General features: G+C 43.9%; 21 protein-coding genes. 2 read left to right on the top strand and 19 right to left on the bottom strand.

Annotated features, from left to right (window positions below):
• Positions 1 to 3: 3 nt before the first annotated feature.
• The 11 genes from EJL91_RS15660 to EJL91_RS15605 all read right to left on the bottom strand — a co-directional run bounded on the left by EJL91_RS15660 (position 4) and on the right by EJL91_RS15605 (position 11,166).
• The gene (locus EJL91_RS15660; protein WP_125142908.1) at positions 4 to 1,065 is read right to left on the bottom strand and encodes a polysaccharide deacetylase family protein; all 1,062 of its coding nucleotides are present in this window, start codon (positions 1,063 to 1,065) and stop codon (positions 4 to 6) included.
• 14 nt (positions 1,066 to 1,079) lie between these two features.
• Positions 1,080 to 2,165, bottom strand: a complete 1,086-nt coding sequence (locus EJL91_RS15655) for a glycosyltransferase family protein (RefSeq protein WP_125142907.1) — start codon at positions 2,163 to 2,165, stop codon at positions 1,080 to 1,082.
• Positions 2,119 to 3,345, bottom strand: coding sequence for an O-antigen ligase family protein (locus tag EJL91_RS15650; RefSeq protein WP_125142906.1), 1,227 nt, complete (start codon positions 3,343 to 3,345; stop codon positions 2,119 to 2,121). Before EJL91_RS15650 ends, EJL91_RS15655 begins: the two co-directional genes overlap by 47 nt.
• Positions 3,346 to 3,388: 43 nt before the next feature.
• The gene (locus EJL91_RS15645) at positions 3,389 to 4,603 is read right to left on the bottom strand and encodes a CDP-glycerol glycerophosphotransferase family protein (RefSeq protein ID WP_125142905.1); all 1,215 of its coding nucleotides are present in this window, start codon (positions 4,601 to 4,603) and stop codon (positions 3,389 to 3,391) included.
• A gap of 3 nt (positions 4,604 to 4,606) precedes the next feature.
• Complete coding sequence (locus EJL91_RS15640; RefSeq protein WP_125142904.1) at positions 4,607 to 5,452, bottom strand: glycosyltransferase; 846 nt, start codon at positions 5,450 to 5,452, stop codon at positions 4,607 to 4,609.
• Entirely contained in the window at positions 5,449 to 6,135 is a 687-nt protein-coding gene (locus EJL91_RS15635) for a sugar transferase (RefSeq protein WP_125142903.1), read from the bottom strand. The genes EJL91_RS15640 and EJL91_RS15635 overlap by 4 nt, the downstream gene beginning before the upstream one ends.
• A 62-nt stretch (positions 6,136 to 6,197) precedes the next feature.
• The gene (locus tag EJL91_RS15630) at positions 6,198 to 7,343 is read right to left on the bottom strand and encodes an aminotransferase class I/II-fold pyridoxal phosphate-dependent enzyme (protein WP_125142902.1); all 1,146 of its coding nucleotides are present in this window, start codon (positions 7,341 to 7,343) and stop codon (positions 6,198 to 6,200) included.
• A 133-nt stretch (positions 7,344 to 7,476) separates the two neighbouring features.
• Positions 7,477 to 8,058 carry an antiterminator LoaP gene (gene loaP, locus EJL91_RS15625; RefSeq protein ID WP_243125391.1) on the bottom strand — a complete coding sequence of 194 codons (582 nt, stop codon included), beginning with the start codon at positions 8,056 to 8,058 and terminating at the stop codon, positions 7,477 to 7,479.
• Between the two features lie 483 nt (positions 8,059 to 8,541).
• Entirely contained in the window at positions 8,542 to 8,988 is a 447-nt protein-coding gene (locus tag EJL91_RS15620; protein WP_125142901.1) for a YwiB family protein, read from the bottom strand.
• A gap of 1 nt (position 8,989) precedes the next feature.
• Positions 8,990 to 10,036, bottom strand: coding sequence for a glutamate racemase (murI, locus tag EJL91_RS15610; RefSeq protein ID WP_243125389.1), 1,047 nt, complete (start codon positions 10,034 to 10,036; stop codon positions 8,990 to 8,992).
• A gap of 65 nt (positions 10,037 to 10,101) precedes the next feature.
• A complete protein-coding gene (locus EJL91_RS15605; RefSeq protein WP_206429508.1) occupies positions 10,102 to 11,166 on the bottom strand; it encodes a D-alanine--D-alanine ligase family protein in 1,065 nt (354 codons plus the stop codon).
• A gap of 199 nt (positions 11,167 to 11,365) precedes the next feature.
• On the opposite strand from EJL91_RS15605, the gene EJL91_RS15600 reads away from it, so the two are divergent.
• Positions 11,366 to 12,295 (top strand): stage II sporulation protein R, encoded by a 930-nt coding sequence (locus EJL91_RS15600; RefSeq protein ID WP_125143217.1) that lies wholly within the window; start codon positions 11,366 to 11,368, stop codon positions 12,293 to 12,295.
• A gap of 100 nt (positions 12,296 to 12,395) precedes the next feature.
• Here EJL91_RS15600 and EJL91_RS15595 read toward each other — a convergent pair whose 3' ends face one another.
• The 8 genes from EJL91_RS15595 to ispE all read right to left on the bottom strand — a co-directional run bounded on the left by EJL91_RS15595 (position 12,396) and on the right by ispE (position 23,257).
• Complete coding sequence (locus EJL91_RS15595) at positions 12,396 to 13,706, bottom strand: TolC family protein (protein ID WP_125142900.1); 1,311 nt, start codon at positions 13,704 to 13,706, stop codon at positions 12,396 to 12,398.
• A gap of 33 nt (positions 13,707 to 13,739) precedes the next feature.
• Entirely contained in the window at positions 13,740 to 14,900 is a 1,161-nt protein-coding gene (locus EJL91_RS15590) for a TolC family protein (protein ID WP_125142899.1), read from the bottom strand.
• A gap of 119 nt (positions 14,901 to 15,019) precedes the next feature.
• On the bottom strand, positions 15,020 to 18,067 hold the full coding sequence (locus EJL91_RS15585; RefSeq protein ID WP_125142898.1) for an efflux RND transporter permease subunit: 3,048 nt from the start codon (positions 18,065 to 18,067) through the stop codon (positions 15,020 to 15,022).
• 12 nt (positions 18,068 to 18,079) lie between these two features.
• Positions 18,080 to 19,201, bottom strand: a complete 1,122-nt coding sequence (locus EJL91_RS15580) for an efflux RND transporter periplasmic adaptor subunit (protein WP_125142897.1) — start codon at positions 19,199 to 19,201, stop codon at positions 18,080 to 18,082.
• A 173-nt stretch (positions 19,202 to 19,374) separates the two neighbouring features.
• Positions 19,375 to 20,022, bottom strand: a complete 648-nt coding sequence (locus tag EJL91_RS15575) for a TetR/AcrR family transcriptional regulator (RefSeq protein WP_125142896.1) — start codon at positions 20,020 to 20,022, stop codon at positions 19,375 to 19,377.
• A gap of 413 nt (positions 20,023 to 20,435) precedes the next feature.
• Positions 20,436 to 21,662, bottom strand: a complete 1,227-nt coding sequence (locus EJL91_RS15570; RefSeq protein ID WP_125142895.1) for an aldo/keto reductase — start codon at positions 21,660 to 21,662, stop codon at positions 20,436 to 20,438.
• Positions 21,659 to 22,339, bottom strand: a complete 681-nt coding sequence (locus EJL91_RS15565; protein ID WP_125142894.1) for a GntR family transcriptional regulator — start codon at positions 22,337 to 22,339, stop codon at positions 21,659 to 21,661. The genes EJL91_RS15570 and EJL91_RS15565 overlap by 4 nt, the downstream gene beginning before the upstream one ends.
• Positions 22,340 to 22,360: 21 nt before the next feature.
• A complete protein-coding gene (gene ispE, locus EJL91_RS15560; protein ID WP_125142893.1) occupies positions 22,361 to 23,257 on the bottom strand; it encodes a 4-(cytidine 5'-diphospho)-2-C-methyl-D-erythritol kinase in 897 nt (298 codons plus the stop codon).
• 335 nt (positions 23,258 to 23,592) lie between these two features.
• On the opposite strand from ispE, the gene EJL91_RS15555 reads away from it, so the two are divergent.
• Complete coding sequence (locus EJL91_RS15555) at positions 23,593 to 24,714, top strand: IS110 family RNA-guided transposase (RefSeq protein WP_125142892.1); 1,122 nt, start codon at positions 23,593 to 23,595, stop codon at positions 24,712 to 24,714.
• Positions 24,715 to 25,660 lie beyond the last annotated feature (946 nt).

Below are 25,660 nucleotides of genomic sequence, written 5' to 3'. Positions count from 1 at the left end.
TTTTTAGTTCCTGTTTTCTTGATAAGCTTGTTCAATAGTATTAAATATTACTACATCAGAAAACTGATTATTAATTTGCTCGATAAAATATTTCAGATTTTCTAAATTAGTCTTACCAAATAATTTAGGATGCCCAATAAGACATATATATATATCTTGATTAACACAATCATAAGTTTTTAAATAATAGTAAACCATTTCGATAAGCGCTTTATAATGGGCGCTATCAAGGCTCATCATGACAGAATGATTCCAAAAATCATTAATTTTCTGCAAAAGCTTCTTACAAGAGAAAACCGACATTTCTGTAGCATCAGATGTTTTTCCCTTTAAAACCTCTCGCCTTAGTCTGGGGTTTTTATGTACAATCAGCCATTTTTCCGGCTTTTTGCAAATAGAACCTATTGGTATCTCAAAAATTTCACCATTGCGGTCCTCTCGACACAGCCCACTTTCTGATGACATCCACCAATTTACTTTTTGGGGTGTTTTCGTAAAGTTGTAATAATGCGTTCTAGTATTACTGTATAATCCCTTGCAAATGGAGGAGTCTATTGTAATTCCATTTTCTTTCATCAATTTAAAAATCTCTCGCTCTGGTTGAATACAAAATCCCCCTGCCCTAAATGATACGCATTTATATTTATTGTCCACTTCCTTTAAAACTGATTCCAAATAATTTTTTGTCTCTAAAAATATTTGTCTCATATCGACTTCAGAATGAAGTTTATCGAAAGCATGAAGACGATAATATCTGTTATCAAATTGCCACTTACCCTTTTCTAACTTTGCATTATACCAAATCGGATGTATATGAAGCTGAATATCATGTTTTCTTTTTTTCATTGAAGCAATCTGATCATTAAATGATTTTGGAAAATCGTTTAGTCCAAATTCTGCATATCTGATGCATGAGGCTGTATCAGCGTAGAAAGTAGCTTTAATATTATATCCATCCAGCAAATCCAAAATTCTTTCTGTAGGCTTAAATAAAACTTCTTGCTCAGAAAAATCTGTATGTGCAAAAAAAAGTTCATAATCAAATGTAAGACATAAATGCAACATATTTCCCCCCACTATTACTGAAACAGATCTTGAAACTGCAAGCAAACAGTTTCAATTTTATATTTCGATATATTAAAATCAACCTTGTGACTATAATCTCCTACTAAAAATTCATCAAGAACATCAAATGAGCCACTATCAGGGTGGCACGAATAAATAGGACGTCCCGCTAATGAGTAATCAATTAATTTTGAAGGTGCTTGTATGCTTATAGTGTTTTCAATATTTATCAAAAAGTCTTGTTTACTTAATTGATAGATGCAATCTTCACGTTTTAAATATGGAAATATCTGTAATTTATCTCCCAAAACTTTTTTGTACTTTAATAGTACTTTATGGTATACCTCATTATTTAAAGAAGTATATAAAGTGAATTTAAAGTTTTCTTTTCGTCCACATAAATATTCTAGCAATTTTTCCGGATTTCTAATATCATAGTAAAGAGTTCCCGCAAATGCAAAATGAATACAATCTAAATCCCTTTTATACTCCGCTGTCTGTACATTTTCTGTACTAAAACCTTGAGGTATAATTTTTATTTTATTCTCCGATAAATAATTTTGGTAATATAACTTCGCATTCTCAATCGGTATTGTTACATAATCCAATTTTTCAAATGTGTATCTTTGTATCAGATCTACTAAAATTGAATGTTTTCCTTGTCCTAAATAAAACGGGTCCCCACAGTCTCCTATCAAAACAGGAGATTTTCTCATACGCTTTGACACATATATCGACAGTAAATGCGAATAGAATGGATTACCAATCGAAATAATAACATCATATGAATTATTAATTCGTTTTGCTAATGGTTTTATCTGTGTGATAAAAAATTTTTCACCAATAAGATAATTCATACATTTCTTAAGTTGTTTTTTTAATATACAAATATCTTCTGTTGCTTCTTGGGATTGAGCAATATTGCATTCGTCATAATAAGATTGTAGATCCTTCATCGCTATCAGACGCCTTCTCTCCCCGTTTAAAACATCAACATTGTAACCTGATTTAATTAATTCATCTGACAAAGCTCGCGCACGAAATGAACGTGGGTTATTTATCGGATAAAACCAATGTGAAATTATTAATATGTTCTTCATTCTTTTCTCCAATATATCTAAATTTTATTCCTCTTATCATCATTGCCATCATCACGTAAAAGCCAACCTCTATGATATAGCTGGATGATAATAAAAGTCTTGAAAAACCCAATGAAAAAAAGAAGATTTTGAATATCTTTAAATACATACTCTCTCTTTTGATAAAACACAAATAGATCATTATGCATAAAAACAAGATTAAAATCGCCCCCAAAATAATTCCATAATCAATTAGTAGTTCTCCGAATATATTATGAGTGTAAGCTCCCGTTTTACCGTATCCCAACGCATTTAACCAATAACGATCACCGGCCATGCCACTGCCTGTAAACAGAAATTTGTTAATTACTGTCACTGCTAAACTAAATAATTCATCTCTTCCAGATGGAGAAAAGACGTCTCCCCATTCAATATGACGTATTAAATTCCCATTAAATCCAAAATGATCGGCAATATTCAATATCCATGTAAATATCATCTGATAATTTACAATTAGAATAATTGTTGAAAGCATTCCAAAAAACATAGCTAATGCTATCTTCTCTTTAGAAAAGTGCGAGACTATTCTATATGAAACACATAAAATTATTCCCACAAGAGGTCCTCTGGCACCATCAATAATTATAATTATTACACCTACGATTAAACAAAGTTTATCAATTCCAGTTCCTTTTTCCAACAAAAGAAAATAAATAATTGGCACTAAAAGCTGATATGATATTTCCATATAATTACTTCTGTCACACCACGGCATTGACAAATGAGCTGCAATGGATAAAAAAGTCTGTATAAAAACGACTATAATACAGTATTTATGCAAATATTTTTCTAGCATCTCTATGTTGTCCAAAGTCACCGAAGATAAAAAAGCAGGCAATCCTAAACCTAAAAAACCTAAAAGGATTTCATTTCCAATTAAAAACGGACGGTTCTCGGGGAAAAAAATAAAGCTTGAAAAATACATGGTTAACATTAACAGAGGAAATATTAGCATATAAGGTTTTAAGTTAAAAAATGAATATAATCCCATTACAAATAAAATACCATAGGAAAATATTGCCACAACTTCTGTTGAATACTCTGCATTTATCCCAATTAAAGAAAGCATTGAAAAGACAAATGTATTAAATGTGGTAAAAAAAAGCGTTGCACATAATGCATTACATTTTAAAACCTCCACAATATCTCTTACTTTTATTCTATATCTCATATATTTTCGTTAATTACCTACCTTCCAGCATATTATCAACCACCTTAAAAATTCTTTCACAATTTTTACAATCCCAAAGTGGAAAAAATTCTTCTGCTCTCTCCTCATACAACTTATCTAATCTAAAATCTTTTTCATAACTCTTTTTTAAAAATTTAATTACACTTTCTGCATTCTCAGCAATCGGTCCGAAACCATTATCCTGATAAGAGAAATAACCTTTTTTACCATGCCATTTCTTAAACTTTTCTTGATCAAACTGAAAATATATTAAAGGTTTCTTCATATATGCGAAGTCAACTGAAACGCTTGAATAGTCTGTGATCATAAAAGAAGCTTCCTTTAATAAATCCTGTATATTTTTATCAAATCGCTTGACAATATTGATATTGGAACTTGTCGATTTAAAAAATGAAACGTATTGCTGCATAGCCCTATGTAGGTAAAATAATACTTGTAAATTATTCTTTTCTACAAATTCAATAAATTGTGCATTATTTAATAACCCATTAAATTCCTTATAATACTGGTTATCGGTAAATTTTATTTTTTCTTCACTAGCAACTCCATTTTGAGTTAACCAACTCCTCCACGTTGGCATGATTATTATAAGGTTTTCCTGTTTTTTATAATCATGCAATTCATCGAATCTGGCTAATCCAGTATATGCCACTGCCTTTTCTGAAAATCCAAAACTCGATTTGATGTATTCATATTCCGGTTTTGCTCCGCAAATAACACATGAAAGTTTATTATTTTCATATTTTAGAGACTCATAGTAATTTAAGAGTACACCATGCTGAAGAAATACTCTTTTATTTTGTAAAATCCCTATTATTTCAAGCGGGAAAAAAGTTTTCAGCGATGGAGAAGAACCAAGCTGTGTTGATATTATTGATTGAGCGCTTAAATAATATAACCAATGCCTTAATGAGCCCCATCTAATAACATTACCTATTCTATTTACTTTTTCATAATACATTGCTTTTCGATTCAGGACATAGAATACTGGTTTTTGCTTCTGATGCATACACATATACTTAAAAAAATGATATCCGTTATCATTTGCTCCGTATTCATCCTCACAAATCAACCAAAATGATTTTTTTCTTATTTTAAGATATTGTTTGTAAAGTATACCGATAGGATATAGCAAAAAAAAAGTACTATAACTTATAATATCTGTTACTGTTAGCTTTTTTAACCGTCTTAATAAATACAAATTCATACCCTACACCAATTTTCTTCTCGCAAATTTTTGAAATACTATTCCTCTTATGTTCGATGGTAATAAAATCTGTAGAACTAACCTAAGAAATATATTTTTTATGTATCTTGTGCGTGTAATCAATTTTTTATCCAGCATGTATTTCTGGAGTTTTATCTCACTGATAAAATATCTTTTCCCACCTCGCCTGTTATACATATCTTTTCCTACACGGACGTAGACTAGATTTTCTGGGATATTATAAAATTTCTGTTCTTTTTCAATCATTCTGAGCCATAAAAAATAGTCCTCATTACAATACCAATCCCTATAGTTCCCAGCAGCTATTACATCTGCTTTCTTAAACATGACCGTTACATGATTGACTGGTGCTCTTTTCCTAGAATATTCTTTTATCTGCTCATCCTTTTCCGGGACAGTTCTAATTCCGACAATCTGTTTAGGAACATCTAAAAATTCATAAATATAGCCTCCCACAAGGCTTATATCCTTCATTTTTTCGAAACAAAGCAACTGTTTTTCGAATCTGTCTTTTACACTAATATCATCACTATCCATTCTCGCAATGTATTCATAAGAGCAATTTAGAATCGCAATATTCAATGCTTTTCCTAGACCTGCGTTTTTTTTCAGTTCTATTATTTTAATCTCGATTCTTCCCTTGACTTCCTTCTTTTTACTTTCAAGAATGTAGATAATATCATCATTTACAGGACCATCCAACACAACCACTATTTCAGACGGTAATACTGTCTGCTCTATAATGCTAGTAATTGCTTGATTAAAATACGGGCCTTTATCATTTATGTAAACGCTCATTGCAACAGAAAATTTTAAATGCTCGCTCATTTTAATCTACCTTTTATGAGCCGTTGACCCATATCCTTCTTTATCCTATATTCCTTCGCAGAAATTCTGCCTGTCCTCAATAAATAATCTCCTAAGTCCTCTGCTGTCTCCAATCCTTCCGACGTAATATCCCTTTTCCTCAAAACCTTATCCATGGTTTTTACTACAATTGCCATGTCTGTTCGGAGTCCTATATGGTGAAGATATTGAAGATCCCAATAAAACTTCTCTTCCCAAGAAATCTTATTTCTCCCATTTACCTGGGCCAATCCCGTCAATCCTGGAAGTACCTCATGGCGTCTCCTCTGTTTTGATGACATAAAAACCATATCTCTCACCAACTGTGGTCGCGGCCCCACCACACTCATATCCCCTTTAAGAATATTAAACAATTCCGGCAGTTCATCTAAGCTGGTTGCCCGTAATTTTTTTCCAAACTCCGTCAGCCTCACTTCGTCCGGCAGCAAATTTCCATCTTGATCACGTTCATCCGTCATACTGCGGAACTTATACATCTCAAAAATTTTTTCATTTTTACCCGGCCTTTTTTGTTTAAAAATCACCGGGCTTCCTAGCTTTACACGCACAAGAAAAGCTGTCACCAGCATCACCGGTGACAGCACAATAATTCCAGCCGCTGACATAATAATGTCCAGCAGCCTCTTTATATATTTCCGATACATCCCTGCATCTCCTATTTTCTAAAGCAGTGTCTCTGCTTAAATAAGCTAAATTCCCTATCTTCCTATCTAAATAACGATTTTACTATCTGAGTAACCCGTTCCATATCCTCATCCATATTTTTCACATCGCTGGGCAAGCATACCCCTCTATCAAAAATATCCTGGCCAATCGACTTACCATTGAAACTCTCCACCTGTATAAAATCATTTTCCTGATAAACCGGCTGTAAATCCATCGGTTTCCAAATCGGCCTGCTTTCAATATTTTCCTTTTCCAGCGCCTCCATAATAACAAGCGGCGATATTCCCCTCTGGATACATTCCGGTTCCAGGGTAATGCATGACAACCAGTTATTAGCCTCACCCTCGGGATTCAATGGATTCATTCGAATCTCTGGTATATCCGCGAAAGCCTCCTGATATCTTCGGTAAATATACTGCTTTTTCTCCTTATATTTATCTAAGGTCAGCAGCTGCCCACGACCAATTCCGGCGACAATATTACTCATCCGGTAATTGTATCCAATCTCTTTATGTTCATAATGTCTTGCTGCTTCTCTGGCCTGTGTTGCCCAGAATCTGGCCTTTATTATATCTTTTTCACTATCCGACACCAACATTCCACCGCCGGAAGTCGTAATGATCTTATTTCCGTTAAATGAAAAAATGCCGTACTTTCCAAAAGTACCGCATCCTCTTCCTTTATATGTACTGCCGAGCGCTTCCGCCGCATCTTCAATCAACGGCACGCCATGTTTCTCACAGATACCCATAATTTCATCCATCTTAGCAGGTGTACCGTAAAGATGGGCCAGCAATACAGCTTTTGTTTCAGGATATTTCCGGAAGCCTTCTTCCAGCGCTTCGGGCGACATATTCCACGTATCCTTTTCCGCGTCGATAAAAACCAGCTTTCCTCCTTCATAGGTAACAGGGTTACAGGTTGCGGCAAATGTAAGAGAAGATGAAAGTACTACATCCCCTGGCCCAATTCCAGCCAGCTTCACTGCAAGATGCAGTGCTGCCGTCCCGGCGCTTAACGCTGCTGCATGCTTTGAACCAACATATGCAGCAAGTTCATTTTCAAATTCATCAACATTTTTTCCAAGGGGCGCCACCCAGTTTGTATCAAAGGCCTCCTGGATATACTCCATTTCATGCCCATTCATTGTCGGACTGGATAAAAATATTCTTTTTTGCTTTCCCATCCTTCACCCTCTCTTCCTTAATACCATAGCATTTGTTTTATTAATCTATTTTTATTATTTAAATTCATAGAAAAAAGGCCTCCCCTGCACATTACATGCCGGTCAGCCTTTCGTATCAATTTATTTACTATATTTAATTAGTTGTTTCTTCTCGTGCGGGCTTCTCAATCTCCACCAGTTCAATCCCAAGCTTCACATCCACTATTCTCCCTGCAAATGGCATTTGAACCGTAACCTCACGCTTATGAAGGTTCACTTTTGTTACATACCCTTCCAGCCCCTTCAGAGGCCCATCCCGGACAACTACATTCTTTCCCCTGTCAATTCCATCAGCCCTGCCGCTGTACTCTCCCCCCATAACCTGGACTTTGGACATCCTGGTCACATGGCAACAGTCCCCAATTGCTTTAATTCTCTGCTCTTCATCCTCTGAAAGGGACAAAAAAAGAAAGTTCCCGTCCTGCAGAACTTTCGTCAATCTGCCAACCTGTTTCAGCCGCCTGTACAGCTCCTCCGCGTCCCCTGAATCGGCAAACACATATCCCGGAAATAAAAGTTCTTCCACCTGCTGCCAGCGCCCCTTAAATTTTTTCACCCGTTCTTTCTTCGGTATAAAGCATTCCCTTAAACTGTCATCACAGAGCGTCAATTGCTTTTTGATCAACTCCGCCGTCTTCTCCTCCTGTCCCCCCTGGACTTGTATTACATACCACATATCTGTCGTTTTTCCTTCCCGCACAAGCGGAAGCGTCCAGAGCTGTTGTTTCATTTTTGGCAAAATAGGGTAAGCTTCGCCATTTGCACACAATACAAAATACGCGTGCAACTGCCGTTGTTATCCCCTATTACCATATAGCCCGGAATCTGTGTGCCAATGCTTCACGTCATCTGCCTATAATCCTGTATTCTCAAAAATCTGCATTTTTATTAAGATAACCGCATTCGTGCTGAACGTCCATGCTGAAAACTGCATCCCGCATTTCAATTTCAGACGCTGTTCAAACGTATGTCGCTTAACAGATATATTAAGCGACATCTTTCGATACGATATTATACAATCTTCTGAGTTTCGTAAATTATAACACCAATTTTATGGGAGGTCAATATTCCCCCTCCCATTCTAACAGTAAGTTATTCCTAATATTTTCTTATTTTTTCTTGAATCCCAGTATTTACCGCTTCTTTCCCTACAAGACACCTATTCCCCAAGCCGAAAATCCGCCTTCGCCTTCGACCGTATATCAATCACAATATGGCACTGCGAAACCGTTTCGTAATTCACTTCCAGCGAATACTCAATCTCCACCAGCAGCCGATCCGGACTTTCTTCCATTACAATATCGTCCGTATTCACTCCGACCATCATCTGCCCGAACGGCATTGCATAACAGCAGACATTTGTCTTTTCCTTCTCAAATACCATGTGGGAGCGGGCACTTCCGTTTTTGATTATCTCTACCGTCCCGTCGCCAACCTTGATCGTGTTGCGGATAGCTCCCTCCACGCCCTCAATCAGCTCGTCATAGAGAATATAGTGTTTCCCATTTTTCAGATAATAAGTGCCCGCCGTAATTACAGATACATCGTCATTTTCGCCATCCACCATATGGGCTCCGCTGATGCTTACAAGTACATCCTTTGTCATATCAGTACTCCTCAATATTAATCTTCTTTGTCTCTTTGACCTCTTTCGGAAGAATTGACGTTGCGAAATTCGTAAATTTTTCTGCCAGGTCACTTACAAAGAACTGATACTGATCTCTGTGTTTTTCCCCGGCCCCATGTGCATGGCAGCCTTGTTCACTGACCTCGTGTTCACAGTCACCATGCCCACAATTTCCCTGATTACTACTACCATATCCACAGCTTCCATGCTCGCTGCCACCATGTCCACAACTCCCCCGCTCGCTGTCTCCATCTCCACAGCTTCCATGCTCGCTGTCTCCATGCACACAACTCCCCTGCTCGCTGCCACCATATCCGCTACTGCCATCCCCACAGCTCTCACCCGTACACGTCATCTCATTCTTTTCCAGAAGCTCTCTCAACTCCACAGCCGTCTCATAGGCCGGATTGACCAGTGTAACATCGTCACCCATCAGGCGCTTGAATGTGGAACGTAAAAGCGGGTAATGTGTGCAGCCCATCACCAGTGTGTCTATATACTTTCCTTTAAGACACGCCAGATAGCGGGAGGCAATCTCATCCGTTACGGAATCGTGAAGCAGTCCCTCTTCCACCAATGGCACGAAAAGAGGACAGGGTTTGCCTGTCACTTCTATATCTTCCCTCAAACGTTTCATCTCTTCGGAATATACGCCGCTGCGAATCGTGGCCTCTGTTCCGATAATTCCGATTTTCCCATTTCTGGTGGCTTCCACAGCGGCTCTGGAGCCGGCGGAAATCACTCCGATGATTGGGATGTCCAGACTCCTCTCCACGGCCTCCAAAGCGCACGCAGACGCCGTATTACAGGCAATAACAATCGCCTTTACATCCTTGGTCTGCAAAAAGCGGATAATCTGCTGTGAATAGCGGATCACCGTCTCTTTTGATTTATTTCCATAAGGCACCCTGGCCGTATCTCCAAAATACACGATCCTCTCATCCGGCATCTGGCGCATAATCTCCCTCATCACAGTAAGGCCGCCGACACCGGAATCAAAGACTCCAATCGGTGCATTTCTATCCATTCATATCCTCCATTCATATCCTCCATTTCTGTCCCGGCAGACATTCGCGTAAAACAGCTCCAGGCCTAAAACCGTTTCAGTCCATGCTCAATCAGCTTTCCAACCAGCTCTGTCTTGCTGATTCCCGCTGCCTCAAACAGCATTGGATACATGCTGATAGCCGTGAATCCCGGCATTGTGTTGATCTCATTAAATACAACATCCCCATCGGCCGTAACAAAGAAATCCACTCTGGCCAGGCCATAGCCATCGACTGCCTTGAAAATCTCAACGGCTGCCTTTCTGACTCTCTCGGCGCTGTCACCAGGAAGCTCCGGATTCACAACTGTTCTGGACTCTGCATTAAAATATTTGGCCTCAAAATCATAGAATTCTGCGGCAGCCAGGACTTCGCCGACGCCGGATGCAATCACCGGTTCCTTGCCGTTTCCAAAAACTGCACACTCTATCTCATGGCCGACAATCGTCTCTTCCACAAGAATTTTCCTGTCATGAAGGGCGGCCTCCGAAAGTCCCTTTTCAAGCTGTTCTCTGTCCTCCGCCTTGGATACGCCCCGGGAAGAACCGGCATTGGACGGTTTGATGAATACAGGATAGGAAAAACGGGTTTCCACCCTCTTAACAGCATCCTCCATTCCTTCTGCATCTGCAATCTCTTCTTTCATAACCGGCTCATATGCCGCCTGACGGACACCAACCCGGTCCGCAATGATTTTTGTAAAGAATTTATCCATCGAAACAGCGGATGCCAATACACCGCAGCCTACATAAGGGAGCTGTACCAGCTCAAAAAGTCCCTGGATCGTTCCATCCTCGCCATACAGGCCGTGGAGAACCGGGAAAGCTCCGTCTACCTTTATCTTCTCTATTTTGCTTCCATCCATGACAATCACAGATTTCTCCGTGGCATCCGGTGAAAGGATGGCCTGCACGGTTCCGTTTCTCCAGCTTTCATCCTTAATCGCCTCCACGGAATCTACCAGGAGCCAGTGCCCTTCTTCCGTGATTCCCACGATAAGAACCTCATATGTATCTCTGTCTATATTGTTGATTACATTTACTGCGGACATGCAGGAAACTATATGCTCCGATGACTGTCCGCCGAAAATAACAAGAATTCTTTTTTTCATAATTATTTGATCTGCCTTTCTGCCCAATTCTGCCGGATATCGTTTATCACTTCGTCTAATCTTCCGTTTTTCCGGATATTGTTTCAAACTGTTTAGATTATATCACAACTGTCAATACTTGGGATAAGTAAGATAGCAATATGAAATAAATTGTAAGAAATAAAGCAGTAACTGAAATATCACTCATGGAGGTAACCTAATGCCACACCCACATATTACATATTATATGAATCAATTACATAAAAGGAATCTGAAAAAACTTGCCCTTCTTTTCAGTGCCTCTCTTTCCCTCGCCCTGCTGGCTTCGGTGCCCGTAGCCCTGAACTGTGCGCGGGTGGCGGAGGAGACGCTTTCCAACGAACTGGCGCCGCAGATTCTCCGTTTTCATGTGCTGGCCAACAGTAACAGTGAAGAGGATCAGAATCTAAAATTAGAGGTAAAGCAGCTTCTCATCGATACCATGTACGAGGATTTGGAAAATAAGGCGCTCTCCAAAGAGGAACTTATTTCTTATATAAATGAGCATAAAACCGAGCTGGAAAATACCGCCGAATCCTATATGTTCTCCAAAGGTTTTAATTATTCTGCGGACATACGGATCGAACAGTGTTATTTCCCAACCAAAATCTACGGTGACGTCACATTTCCCTGCGGAACATATGACGCCGTCCGCGTCCTCCTGGGAAACGGCAGCGGGAAAAACTGGTGGTGCGTCCTCTATCCGCCGCTGTGCTTTTCACAGGCGTCCGTCTGCGAGGTACCTGATTCTTCAAAAGAAGAGCTTAAAAATCTTCTGACTGAAAACGATTATCGAGACTTAATGAAACACCGCCGTGTAGTCTTCGGGGAGACGAAGCCCTCCAGAACGAACTTCTCTGACATGAAGCGTTCCGGTACAAATCTCTCCGACACAGAGCTTTTCGGCACGGCGCCCTCCGACACGAACGCCTCCAGCCCAAAGCCCTCGGATAAAAATTCCGTCAGCGTTTCAGGCCAAAAAGTTCAGACAGAAGCAGGCAAAAAAGCTCAGTCAGAAGCAGGCAAAAAAACGCAGACAGAAACTTCTTCTGAACCAGAAGTCACTGTCCGCGTCCGTTTCCGCCTTGCGGAGCTGTTATCGCGAAATTAAGTATCCATTACTTTAAGCTTAAACCTGTGTCCATTTTCATCTCCGTAGTATAAACTCGTAATATACCACCACCATATACCACAATACACCTGGTTCCCGGCTATTTCCCAGCGCCCGACATCATCCCCTTAAGAGCCCAGTCATATGTCTCAAACGCCTGGAACAGGGATATCTCTGCCGTCTGGCGGTCAATCTGTTTGCCAAGGAATGCCGCCTGCTCCTGGAGGTATTCCAACTGACTTGCCATTCCAAGCTGGTACTTTCTCTCCATTGCATTCATGGCGGTAGTTTCGGTTGCCAGAGCTGCGTCTGCAAGCTCCAGAGCCGTCTGCTTCTGGTAAATGTCATTATAGAGATTTACCATTGTGGCTCCGATTGTCTCTTCCAGGTTTTTGATCGTCCGCTCCATATTCTTCTTGTCTGTGGAGCCTTCGGTCATGTTCCTTAAAATCTTGTTGTCATACCTTAAATCATAGTTGTTTTCCAGCGCCGTTTTTTTATCTGCTTCCAGATTAAGGGCGGCGATTCTGTTCATATCGTTTGCCGGAACTTCTCTAATTTCCGGGTCGGCATTAAACTGCCAGCCGGTAGCAATGCAGAGACTCTGTTTCACTGAATCCAAAGAACTGCGAGTCTGGGTGTAGGTGGACTGGAGCGACTGTACGTTTTTCTTGGCTGTCAGGATATCGGCCTGCGTCGCCATACCAAGTCCGGCTCTTGTTTCTGTGGAACGCTGCACGGCTTCCATAATCTCGATGTTTTTCTGGATTACATCCAGGCTGCTTTTCATCTGATTGTAGGAAGCAAACATGGTCTGTACCGACATGATCAGACCGTTCTGTGTTTTTAAATATTTGAGTTTCCTGGATTCATCATCATCGTAAGTGCTGTCTGCCGAGATATTCTGCTTCAGCGCGCTGTTTTCCATCATGGCGGCGCCCATATACATGGCATTGTAGGACGACATCAGGCTGTTGATACTGCTGATTCCGGCCTGCTTCAGAACGGCATCGGCCTGTTCTTTGGACATATACTGAAGGGAATTTGCCAAATCCAGCAGGGAGTCTGCCGTATCCCTCATATCTTCAGCCTGGCTTGACAGATCGTCGGCCGCATCTTTTAAATCCTGTCTTACGGTTTCCGCATCATCTTTTGTTTTGGAATCCTTGTAGGAAACCTGGTTATTCATATAGGTAGGGTTATATTCCTCCACCAGCATCTGAAGTTCATCATACTCCATCACATTGTCCCTGAGCCTGGCCCAGGTCGCCTCGTCATGGGCAAAATCCGGATTTTCCGCCATTACCTGCAGCGGTGACATTACAGCCAGAGAGGCTGCCGCCAGTATTGAAAGAACTTTTTTGTTGCAAAGGGCTTTTTTATAACAAAGGACCTTCTTATCGTGCTTCATTTCTACTCTCCTTTTGCCTTTCCCAGAGCGTGTCTAAGACATAATCAGGCCTTTTACCGCCCAATCATACTTCTCCATGGCTGAAAATAACTCTATATCTGCAATTTCTTTGTTCGATTTTGAAGTAAGGTATTCCGCCTGGGCGCTCAGATATTCAAGTTTTCCCATCATTCCCAGGGAATATTTTCTGTCTGCCGCCTGCATTTTCTGCTCTGCCGCTCCGTACTCGGAGAGGGCCGCCTCGTAGGACTGGCGCTTGGAAATCACTGTGTTATAGAGGCTCTGCAGAGTGGATGCCACATCCTGCTGGGACTGGGCGACGTTTCTCTTCTTCACGTTCCTGGCCGATGAACCGGTAGCGGAAGCGCTCTTCACTGCCTGCAGATCGTAATTGGCTCCGACTGCCGCGCTGAGATCGTTCTGTGGGTTCATCTGATCAATCCTTGCCAAATCGGCGGAAGGCACCGGCCTTATCTCAGGCGTTGAATCATGGTTCCATCCGGTCAGGAGCAGGAGATTCTGCCTCATATTATCGAGACCGTATTTCAACTGGGCCGCACCGCTTTCCACCTGTTTTAACGTCTCCTGGGCCGACTGAATGTCCTGTGCCGATTTCATGCCCATTCCGGCCATCCTGTTTGCCGCATCGAGATTGGCCTGTGCAAGCTCTATCTGTTTATTCATCAGCTCCTGTTTGGCCAGCGTCTCACTGTACTGGATCATCAGCTGCTGCGTCGACGCTACCAGCTGGCTTTTCATCTGCCTCAATGTCTTCTGTGCCGATTTGCTGAGTTCTTCATTCGTGAGTTTCTGAGCCTGCTTACGGAGTTCCTTAGCAGTCTCTTTATAGCTGTCATAGAGTTCCCGGCTGGTCTCATTCAGACCGTCGGAACGCAGCTCGGCCGCCTCGTCCATCAGCTCCGACGCATCCTCCCTCAGCTCTCTCGCCGCATCCAGCGACTGCGAACTGTTCACAAGGGTGGAATTAAGCTGCTTGTAATTCACATTATAATTCGTAATCCTGTTATTAATATCGTTATAATCCAGAACCGTATCTTCTGCTCCGGCTCCTGCGCCGTTTATGTAAGTGGTCTGGCCCGAGGGCCCCGCAGCCGCATAAGCGGGAACGGTTAAAGATATTGCCGTCAGGGCCGCAAGAGCCGTTACAGCTATCTGTTTCCGTCTTCTTTTCATTTAAGTTTTCTCACCTCCGCAGCTTTTGTCCACGGTTTCTATCTGTGTGCAGCCGTTCCCCAGCGGGTCCGGCTGCGCCTGTCATCTTACCACGCTACCATTTTACCACACTATTTCCATTAATCCACATCCAATTCTTCCCTGTGGCCTCTGTTCATCAGTGTATAGTAAATCGGCAGCATTAAAAGGGATAATGTCGTGGATGCCAGCAGGCCGCCCACGTTGACAAGAGCCATTCCCTGCATCATCTCGCCGCTGTCTCCGATTGCAAGCGCCATCGGAATCATAGCTACAATAGTCGTCAGGGTTGTCATAAGGATAGGACGGAGTCTTGTCGCTCCTGCTTCAATCAGGGCTGTATCGCGGTCCATGTCGCTTCTGTATTGGTTGGCCGTATCCACATAGAGAATACCGTTGTTAACAACCGTTCCGACCAACATCAGGAATCCCAGAAGGGACGGCATACTGATGGTCGCATTAGCCAGGAACATGAGGCCGAATGAACCGATCAGGCTGAACGGGATTGTCGTCATAACCATGATTGAGAACTTCGGTGACTCAAACTGGGCCGCCATAACTACGAAAATCAGGAAGATTGCAAGTGCAATAGCGCCTGCCAGGGCAGAGAATTCCTCCGCCATCGCTTCATCCATGCTGTTCTGGGCTCTTGTAATGCTCTCGGACATGTTTGGAAGCACCGCCTCCTTATAAATCGTGGTTTCAAGGGCATCCTGGTCGTCTTTGACAATTCCTTTTACAAAATCGCCTGTAATTGTCACCTGATATTCTTTATCGCTTCTGATAATATTCTGCGGGCTGTCTTTAAAATAGATATCTGCAATGTCTGTTAGGGCAACGGAACCGCCTGTCGGCGTGTCTAACACGATTCCCTTTACCTGGTCAATGGCATCGTATTCCCCGTCGGGGTACTCTACCATGACACTGACTTCACCGCCGTCCACATCCAGTGTGGTGGCTTCCTTGCCGCTCAGCATCAAATTGACCGTACCGCCTACCTGTGCAGGAGTCAGTCCCTCAGCCGCCGCCTTCAGCGGATCCACGTCAATCTTTACAACCGGCGCGGAGTTTTCCAGGGATGAATGGATTCTTGTAACTTCGGAACGGTGCTTCAGCGCCTGGACAATCTTATCCGACGCCTCTTTCAGCTCGTCGTACTGGGTACTCTGCAGAATATACTCTACTCCGTCATTTCCGCCGCCCATCATGCTCATTGCGCTCTGGGAAGACAGTGTGATATTGGTGTCCGGAATCATGGTAAGAACCGGTCTCCACTCATCCACCACCTCATCCGTGGTCCGTTTTCTGTCATCTCTTAAGTAGGCTGTCAGTGATGCCGACGAACCTCCTCCTATGCTGAGTCCGCTGCTTCCGTAGGAGAGCATGTAGGACTCCACATCCTCGTCATTGGAGACGTAATCTTCCACTTTGGTCAGTATCTCATTGGCCTTTTCGATCCCCAGGCCTGGTCTCAGTTCTACCGTTACGGAGACGGTGCCCTGGTCGTTGGCGGGCATCAGCTCCATTTTAAGCTGGGTTGCAAGGAAAATAGAAATAACCAGCAGGCCTACTGTGGTGATCATAACCGTTTTCTTTTTCGGCAGAAGAGATTTCATAATGCCTCTGTATCCATTCTGCATCTTCTCCACGAGACCGGAAAGAGGCGCGTTGTTTCTTTCTTTCGGCCGGTACATCATATAGCACAACGGCACAATGGTCATAGCGGAAATCAGGGATGCAACCATACAGAATACAATTGTAAATCCAAGCGGTTTAAACATCTGTCCCGTCATACCGGACAGGAATGCCAGCGGCAGGAATACAACGCAGGTTGTAGCCGTTGAACCGATAATGGACTGAATTACAATGCTGCTGCCTTCCAGGGCCGCCTTGTGGAATTCGTTGAATCCTTTTCCCTTTGTGGAACGGAAACAGCTCTCCAGTACTACGATGGAGTTATCAACCATCATACCGACGCCCAGCACCAGGCTGCCCAGCGTAATAACGTTGAGCGAGAATCCCATTACCCTCATCATGACGAGGGCCGCCAGAATTGACACGGGAATGGACGTACCTACGATCAGTGACGCCTTCAGGTCTCCGAAGAACAGGAAAATAATCACCATGGAAATGATGACTGCCGCTATCATCGTCTGCAGCACGCTGATCAGGGAGCTGTTGATCTGATCACTGTTGTCATTTACTACAACGATTTCGAGGTCGGGATTTACTTCAGTTAAATGAGAAATTGTTCTGTTAACTGCTTTGGATACCTCCATCGCCGAACTTTTCTGCTGTTTTTTAACACCAAGGGCAATGGTATCCTTGCCGTTATAGCGTCCGATACCGGCCGCATCCTTAAGTGTGGAGTTGATATTCGCCACATCTTCAAGATAAATAGTGTTGCCGTTGCCAAGTGTGATGGGGATCCGTTTCAGGCTCTCCATATCTTTAAAATCCACACCGGTGGTGACGGAAAGGCTCTGGCTTCCCACCTCGGTGCTTCCGGCCGGATATGCCAGATTGGCGGATGCCACGGCCGTAACCAGGGAGTTTATGCTCAGGTGATACTGTTTAAGCTTCTCCGGAATCACTTCCACCTTGATGTACTCTTCACGTCCGCCGCTGATGTCCACACTGGCAACGGAAGAAATTTTCTCAATCTCGGGAACGATTTTCTCGTCTACATAGTTATAAAGGTTATCTGCCTTGTCATTATTGACGGCCAGATACATGGTTGCCTGGTCGTTGATGTTGAATTCCATGATTGTCGGGGTATCCACATCGTCCGGCAGGCTGCTCTTCATGGCATCCGTCTTTTTCTTTAAGTCGGAGTACGCTTTATCCATATCCGTGCCGTATTCATACTGCAAAAGGACCATGGACATATTTTCATTGGAATAGCTGTTTACGGATTTAATACCGTTCAGGGTTCCAATCTCATCTTCTATCGGTTTGGTAACCAGTTCGTCAACGTCCTCCGGGTTGGCTCCCGGATAAACAGCAAATACTACCATCATCGGCATTTCCATCTCCGGAGTCAGCTCCAGTTTCGATGAAAAAACGGATGAAATACCAAATACGATCAGACAAAGAACTGCCAGGATCGTTGTAACCGGGCGTTTCAGGACGCTTCTTGTTAATCCCATTTAATGGCCTCCTTATTTCGCATCTGCTTCTGTCGTGTCTTCTGATGCGCCGTCTGCTTCGCCGGCAGTATCCGCTCCGGCTGTCTCTCCCAGGATTTCTACCTGTGAACCTTCAAACAGCTCGGAACTCCAGGTAATAATTACGTCATCTTCCGTAGTGAGGCCGTCCGTAATCTCTGTTTTATCCGCATCGTAGATGCCCACTTCCACCGGCACTTCATGCACCGCGTTATCTTTATATGTATAAACCATAGCATTTCCGCCCTGATAATAAATGGCGTCGGTCGGAACCATCATGACATTCTCGGCGCTGCTGGATGTGACATAAAGTTTTACCTGTGCTCCCGTAGCCAGCGCATCGGCTCCTTCCAGGGATGCTTTTACCTTAAAAAGTCCAGTGGCCGCATCTACCATGGAGCTGATTTCCGTGATTACGCCGTGATATTCGCTGCCGTTTTTCTCTACTCTGATTGGATCACCCATGCTCAGGCCGTTTACAACACGCTCGGTAACATTAAAGGATACCGCTTTCGTGCCTTCTCCGGAAATAACACAGAGAACATTGGACTGTGCCACGTTGTCATGCACTTCCACGTTAAAGCTCTCTACGAGACCTCCGATAGGAGCCGTGATGGTGCTGAATTCAATCTGGTTGTCATAAGCCAGCTTTGCCGCATCATACTGAAGCTTTGCCAGCTTCGCGCTGCTTTGTACCTGCTCATACTGCTGCTGGGAAATGTCGCCGCTCTGAAGCAGGACGCTCATTCTCTGCAGGTTTGTATTGGCATCCTGGAGAGACACAGACGCGGTATCCAGCTGGATCTTTGCGCCGTCTACCTGTTTGGTGTCGATATGGAGCAGTTTCTGACCTTCCTCCACATAATCCCCGGCCTTTACATAGACATCGGTAACCTCTCCGGCTACCTTCGGTATAATATATACGATGTCAGATGGTTCGACGGTACCGGTTAACCCGGTAAACAGCTCAATATTTCCAATCTCGGGCTTCTGTATGGAAACCAGTGGTATGGATGCTGCCGCCACCTGCTCCTTCGGCTTTAAGAACCTGGGCACAATAATTGCCGCTGCTGCTACAATCACTACAGCTGTAATGATTACACTTTTCTTCTTCATGTTGTCCTCCTGTTTTGTCCTCTTTCTTTGTTTTAGAATTTTTGTTCTAAATCTTTTTTTGCTAAAATCTCTGTTTCAAAATCCTATGGTGTTCCCAAATTATATAATTATTGGTATTCTATGATTTCTATGACTATAAAAGGCCGCTGCCCGGTTGTTCTATCCGTCTTCCGTCAGTTTCCGGCCCGTCCTTCCGAACCGCTGTTGCATATCCCGTATTTCAGGATCTGCAGTTTGATAGCAAAGCGCTCCTTAATCCTTTCCACCGGCACTTCCTCAAAATAAGCCTTTATTTCCATGGCGATATTAAACATCGCAAGCTGGAAAAAGCAGTGGAATTCTTCATAATCCCTGGCTGCCATAAGACGTTTGTCGGTATTTTCATAAATCCAATGCTCTATTTCTTCATTTTTATGCCCGTATGCATTATTGATTCTTTCCGAAAATCCCTTTAAGATTTCCTCCGAACCCGTGTGGCACATCACACTCTTGATAAACGCGAACTGCTCTTTTCCGGAACAGTAATCGAGAGTTTTCAGCAGCAGCTTTTCCAACATTTTCCAGATGTCACCATCGGACTCTATCAGCGCCATTCTGCAGAATTCCCTGAGCCTGTTCTGGCTGTCCTCAAAGATACAGCCCAGAAGATCCCATTTATCTTCAAAATATGTATAGAAACTTCCCCTGGAGATTTCCGCTTCCTTGATGATCTGGTTGATAGATACCTTATCAACAGGAACACGCGCAAACTCTTTTACCGCTGCGCTGCAGATAATTCTCTTTTTCTCGTCCGGGAGCCTGTAAAACCGTTCTGTTGGCATAAGCCTTCCCCCTGATATTCATATTTTTAATATCTGCCGTCACCATGCGTAAAAATAACACAATGCTGTAAATTTTACCAGCGGTAGTATTTACCAGCAGGCTGCCGGCAGAAATAAAACATACACTCCGCAAACTTTACATTGCCACTCGAGAACCAAGAATCCCGCCCGCAGGAAACTTGTGCTGCCGGGCGGTTGCTTCTGCAACTATTTACCTCTGCGCCGCATGTACATCCTTACGGAGCGTTTTTTGATTCATAGGACGTAATTTCCTATAAATTAAAAAGGTGACAGGCTGTCATTTATTATAGTGACAGCCTGTCACCTTGTCAATAGGCTTATAAAAAGTTTATATAATTTTAACTTTATTGTAACGATCATTCTCTGTCAGGCGTACAAATGTAGGTATATCCTCAATTTTTCACAGATTTACCCGCCAAAACTTCCTGGAAATCTTTATAATTATCCTCCAAAAGGGTGGGAGTGTCAAGCCCATACGGACATTTCGCCTTGCACTGCCCGCAATGGATACAGTCCTCAATTTTTTTCATCTTAGCCTGGCCCTCTTCTGTCAGGAATTCTTCCGGCGGCATGCGTCTTAAAAGAAGTGACATCCTGGCACACATATTAATCTCAATCCCGGCCGGACACGGCAGACAGTAACCGCAGGCGCGGCAGAAGGAGCCCGCCAGCTCGTTCCTGTCTTTCTCAATTACTTCCTTTCTCTCCTCCGTCAGTTCGGGAGGGTTGCCGATATAGCTGATAAACTCGTCCAGTTCACTCTCCCGCTGTACACCCCAGATAGGAAGTACATTTTCATAGTTGAGCATCCAGGCATAAATAACGGCCGAATCGGTAATAAGTCCGCCGGAAAGGCCCTTCATAGCAATAAAGCCCACATTCTGCTTAAGACAGGCATCTGCCAGGGCAATTTCCCTCTCTGTGGAAAGATAGTTAAACGGGAATTGAAGCGTATCATAAAGCCCCGATTCCACCGCCTCTTCAGCCACGGCCATCCTGTGGTTTGTGATACCGATATACCGGATTTTCCCCTGTGCCTTTGCCTCCAGCATAGCCTCGTAGAGGCCGCTGCCGTCCCCCGGTTTCGGACAGAATGCAGGATTGTGGAACTGGTAAATATCCACATAATCCGTTTTTAAATTATGTAAACTTGTTTCAAGATCTGTCCAGAATTTCTCCGGTGTTTTTGCCGATGTCTTTGTGGCAATATAAATCTTATCTCTCACTCCGCTCAGCGCATATCCGATTTTTTCCTCGCTGTCGGTGTAATCTCTTGCCGTATCAAAGAAACGGATTCCTGCTGCGTAAGCTTTCCTAAGCAGGCTGCCGGCCGCCTCCACCGACACTCTCTGCATCGGAAGAGCGCCAAAACCGTTCTTATTGACGATGATTCCGGTTCTTCCGAGCGTCACCGGAGTTCCGGCAACTTTTTCATAAGAATCCAGCATGTCCTGGAGCGCCTCATCGCTTTCCTCGATCCAGACGTCCTCCTCCTCTGCGTTGAGTCCGAGGTATTTAGCCAGCGTCCTCTCGTCATCGGAATTATTCCATCTGGAAATGTGGCGGTCAATCTCTTCAAACTCTATCTGGCCCGACAAATATAACTCTTTAAATGTCATTCTTCTTCCTGCTCCTTTATATTCTTAAGAACCGTAATTTCCTGGTTGTCAATATGTTCGCGCACAGCCGCCCTGGCCTCGGCCACATGCCTGTTTCTGAGCGCTTTTAAAATCTTCTCGTGTTCAATCAGAAGAATCTGTCTCTTGTCCTCATCCTTAATATATTCCAGACGGAAACGGTACATCTGCTCCCGCAGGTTGTTTAAAATCTGTACCAGTCTCGTATTTCTGGTGCAATTATAAATTACATCATGGTATGCCTCATCTGTCTCGGCAATCTCCATGGCATTTCCATTGTCAACGGCGTCCTTAAACACCTTTTCCGCCCTCTCCATCTCCAGGAGATCGGCATCCGTCATTCTCTGGCAGGCCAGTTCAATAGCCAGTTCCTCCAGGGAACGTCTCACCTCTAAAACGTCCTTTAAGCTCTTTTCGGAAATTTTGGCCACCTCGGCTCCCTTGCGGGGAATCATCAGCACCAGGCCTTCCAGTTCCAGTTTTCTGATGGCCTCACGGATTGGGGTTCTGCTTACCCCCAGCTTTTCTGCAAGCTGGATTTCCATCAGTCTTTCTCCCGGAGCCAGTTCCCCTTTCAAAATGGCCTGCCGGAGTGTGTTGAATACGACATCCCTGAGCGGGAGGTACTCATTCATATTTACTTCAAAATCGTTTCCCATAAATAATTCCCCTGTCCTAAATTATTTTCCTGCTTTGTTATTATAGAAGCTGGTCAGATACACCTGCTTTACAAGATGGCTTCCGGTTCCATAGCGCATCTCCTCGTATGCATCCTGGGCGGCAGCCGGATTTACAAACAGTCCGAACACCGTCGGGCCGCTCCCGCTCATCAGGGCATTCACAGCTCCCAGTTCCATCATTTTTTCCTTGATTTCCCGGATAACCGGGTGGGCCGGAATCGTCACCGTTTCCAGTATGTTTCCCAGATTCTCCGCAATCCCGTAAAAATCTCTGGATGATATGGCCTTCGCAATTCTGTCAATGTCCGGGTGTGCATCCCGGGGAAGCGAAGGTAAATTCAGGTTTTCATAAACAAATTTTGTAGAAACGCTGATTGGCGGCTTAGCGATTAGAATCTGACACTGCGGCATTGGCGGCAGCGGCGTCAGAATTTCCCCAATTCCTTCCGAAAGGGCCGTGCCTCTCATAATACAGTAGGGCACGTCAGCTCCCAGTTTAACGCCCCGCTCCATCAGTTCTTCCATCGTAAGTCCAAGTGAAAACATCTTGTTAATTCCAAACATAACCGCCGCCGCATCGCTGCTGCCGCCCGCCATGCCGGCTGCCACAGGGATGAATTTCTTCATCTTGATATCCACTCCCTCCGTGACCCCAAACTCGTCCATCAGAAGCTTCGCCGCCCTGTATCCCAGGTTGTTTTCGTTGTCAGGCAGGTAGTAAAGGTTCGTTTCCAGCCTGATTCCAGGCTGATCGCTGCGCTCTAAGTCGATCTTGTCGTATACGCGCACCGTCTGCATAATCATCCGCACTTCGTGGTAACCGTCTTCCCTCTTCCTGACCACGTCGAGCCCCAGATTAATCTTACCGTAGGCTTTAAGCCCCAGGTGCTTTATCATTCCTATTCCTCCGGTCTGTGGTATAGATGGATACAATTCGTTACCGTTCACTCTGTGCCCAGTAACAACGCTCCGCGGGACACATCCGGTGTGAACTGTAATTACGATTCAAAAGGTGCATCAGGCGGATTGTATCCGTGCATTATTTTGTATACAATATATTATATACGTCGTACATACAAAATACAATAGTATTCCTTGGTATTTTTGTGTGAATCTGCATTTAGACAATAAGTAATGACCCCCAGTTTGTAAATTCGTGGATTTACCTGTATACTAAAGTTTGTTAAGAACAAAGGTAACAGGGATTACCGCATACAAATGGAGGTCATCAAATGAATTATAACACAGTTTACGTAGGAATGGATGTTCATAAGGAAAGTTTTTCACTTTGCAGCTTCACAATCGAAGAAGACAAAGCGTCCCATGCCCAGAAAGTCGAATCGGATTACAAACAAGTCCTAAAATATCTCGAGTTTCTACGTACCATTTACGGAAAGGATGCGTATTTCATATGCGGTTATGAGGCTGGCTGTCTCGGCTTCACTTTATACCATCAGTTAACGGAACATCATGTTAACTGCGTAATCCTCGCTCCGACTACCATGTTACAGCAGCGTGGGAAGAAAAAAATCAAAACAGACAAACGCGACGCTGCCCTGATTGGCCGCTGCCTGGCCCAGCATAATTACAGCCCGGTCCATATCCCCACAGAGCAGGATGAAGAAACCAAGGAATATCTCCGGATGCGAACCGACCACAAGCTGGCGCTTAAAAAGATAAAGCAGCAGATCCTGGCATTCTGTTTGCGCCATAATTATCGCTATGAGAGAGGCGGCAGCCACTGGACTCAAACCCATATCAAATGGCTCAGGGCCTTGACCCCGGATGGCCTGTACAAGGAGATTCTCGACGAATATCTGTTGACCTTCGATCATCTCAGCAATAAACTGGAACGTCTTGAACAGCGTATTGAGGAGCTTGGGTCCAGGGAGGAATATGGGGAAGATGTCAAAAAGCTTACCTGTTTACTTGGCGTCAAAACCCAGACCGCCTTGTCTGTCATAGTGGAGGTTGGAGATTTCAAGCGGTTTGCGACAGCAGACCGGTTTGCATCGTACCTGGGGCTGGTACCAGGCGAAGATTCCAGCGGGGACGGACGCCAGAGGCTTGGCATCACCAAGGCGGGGAACACCCACGTGCGTCGGTTGCTGGTTGAAGCGGCGCAGAGTTATAGCCGTGGGCAAATCGGATACAAGTCCAGGGAATTAAAAGCCCGCCAGAGTGGAAATACACCACAGTTGATTGCATACGCAGACAAAGCCAATGAACGTCTAAGGCGGCGCTATTATAAAATGGTGCTTGGACAGAACAAGCGCAGCAATGTAGCAAAAACAGCAATCGCAAGGGAACTGGCCTGTTTCATGTGGGGAATGATGACAAATCACATAGCCTGATGCGGGTACAGCACCGTGCGGCTCCGGTCAAGGCTGCTGCGCACCGCCTGCGGCGTCAGGGCCCTGACAGTAACCGCCCGCTACTGTAGCGGGTAAACAAGCCGATGTAAGCTGGCCAGTGCCACATACATCTGGCCACAATCCAAAGTAACAACTGAAGACATCTTGAAAGGGTTTCGGCCATTTCAAGGTTTGGGCTATCTACGCCTCAACTATGTTGGCACAAATATCAGTGATCCACGCATTTAGACGGTAGAGCCCACGGCGGACCATTGACCTGTAGGTAACCAATCCACGTATATCAGAGTGGCCAATGCCGGGAACTGACACTCCGAAGCTCTTTCCAGATGTCTTCAGAAACAAAAAATAAAAGTTTGTGGTGATGTTCCGCAATTTACACTTGACAAAAGTCATTACATATCAGTTGAAAAATGGGGATGTGAGGGTGTGAGTCTTCAGTCCCGGTTTGGAGGTTATCGCGAGTGGGGAATCCGGGCAGAAAAAGTTCCTTCCCCACGGGAAGGTTTTCGCCGGGACTGAAGACGCGCAGGTGATCTACCATCCTGTTCTCTGACTGCATCAGAGGAGCAGCCCTCTGTTTTCAATGAGCAGAGGTATTGTCGCGGCCACTATACTTTTCCGGAAAAGGTATTGTAGCAGCCATTAGAATTTTCCAAAACTTGCATCTTTCAATTAACGGATATAAAATAGGAATCAAATTCGTTATTTACTATATCTTCTGGTTATAATTTGAAACCGCAGTTGTAAGCTGCGGTTTCTGTCTTTATTATTGGATTGTGATGTTAAGCCGCGGGGCGGCGGCCTTGTCAGGCTTTTTGAACTGGCATTTTAAAGTTGCGCGATGCAGTGGCACTATCCGGCTATCTTATATCACTTGTATTGTAGGTACTCATATCAAACAGCGATATCAAAGATACAGAATTGC

Origin of the sequence: Clostridium transplantifaecale (assembly GCF_900626075.1) — a bacterium.
GTDB classification, from domain to species: Bacteria; Bacillota; Clostridia; order Lachnospirales; family Lachnospiraceae; genus Otoolea; species Otoolea transplantifaecalis.
This window is presented reverse-complemented; position numbering and strand designations above follow the sequence as displayed.

Bases quoted from the DNA above. Each gene is read 5' to 3' on its own strand.
- EJL91_RS15660 (WP_125142908.1), bottom strand. From the start codon at position 1,065: ATGTTGCATTTATGTCTTACATTTGATTATGAACTTTTTTTTGCACAT.
- EJL91_RS15655 (WP_125142907.1), bottom strand. From the start codon at position 2,165: ATGAAGAACATATTAATAATTTCACATTGGTTTTATCCGATAAATAAC.
- EJL91_RS15645 (WP_125142905.1), bottom strand. From the start codon at position 4,603: ATGAATTTGTATTTATTAAGACGGTTAAAAAAGCTAACAGTAACAGAT.
- EJL91_RS15640 (WP_125142904.1), bottom strand. From the start codon at position 5,452: ATGAGCGAGCATTTAAAATTTTCTGTTGCAATGAGCGTTTACATAAAT.
- EJL91_RS15635 (WP_125142903.1), bottom strand. From the start codon at position 6,135: ATGTATCGGAAATATATAAAGAGGCTGCTGGACATTATTATGTCAGCG.
- EJL91_RS15630 (WP_125142902.1), bottom strand. From the start codon at position 7,343: ATGGGAAAGCAAAAAAGAATATTTTTATCCAGTCCGACAATGAATGGG.
- loaP (WP_243125391.1), bottom strand. From the start codon at position 8,058: ATGTGGTATGTAATACAAGTCCAGGGGGGACAGGAGGAGAAGACGGCG.
- EJL91_RS15620 (WP_125142901.1), bottom strand. From the start codon at position 8,988: ATGACAAAGGATGTACTTGTAAGCATCAGCGGAGCCCATATGGTGGAT.
- murI (WP_243125389.1), bottom strand. From the start codon at position 10,036: ATGGATAGAAATGCACCGATTGGAGTCTTTGATTCCGGTGTCGGCGGC.
- EJL91_RS15605 (WP_206429508.1), bottom strand. From the start codon at position 11,166: ATGAAAAAAAGAATTCTTGTTATTTTCGGCGGACAGTCATCGGAGCAT.
- EJL91_RS15600 (WP_125143217.1), top strand. From the start codon at position 11,366: ATGCCACACCCACATATTACATATTATATGAATCAATTACATAAAAGG.
- EJL91_RS15595 (WP_125142900.1), bottom strand. From the start codon at position 13,706: ATGAAGCACGATAAGAAGGTCCTTTGTTATAAAAAAGCCCTTTGCAAC.
- EJL91_RS15590 (WP_125142899.1), bottom strand. From the start codon at position 14,900: ATGAAAAGAAGACGGAAACAGATAGCTGTAACGGCTCTTGCGGCCCTG.
- EJL91_RS15585 (WP_125142898.1), bottom strand. From the start codon at position 18,067: ATGGGATTAACAAGAAGCGTCCTGAAACGCCCGGTTACAACGATCCTG.
- EJL91_RS15580 (WP_125142897.1), bottom strand. From the start codon at position 19,201: ATGAAGAAGAAAAGTGTAATCATTACAGCTGTAGTGATTGTAGCAGCA.
- EJL91_RS15575 (WP_125142896.1), bottom strand. From the start codon at position 20,022: ATGCCAACAGAACGGTTTTACAGGCTCCCGGACGAGAAAAAGAGAATT.
- EJL91_RS15570 (WP_125142895.1), bottom strand. From the start codon at position 21,662: ATGACATTTAAAGAGTTATATTTGTCGGGCCAGATAGAGTTTGAAGAG.
- EJL91_RS15565 (WP_125142894.1), bottom strand. From the start codon at position 22,339: ATGGGAAACGATTTTGAAGTAAATATGAATGAGTACCTCCCGCTCAGG.
- ispE (WP_125142893.1), bottom strand. From the start codon at position 23,257: ATGATAAAGCACCTGGGGCTTAAAGCCTACGGTAAGATTAATCTGGGG.
- EJL91_RS15555 (WP_125142892.1), top strand. From the start codon at position 23,593: ATGAATTATAACACAGTTTACGTAGGAATGGATGTTCATAAGGAAAGT.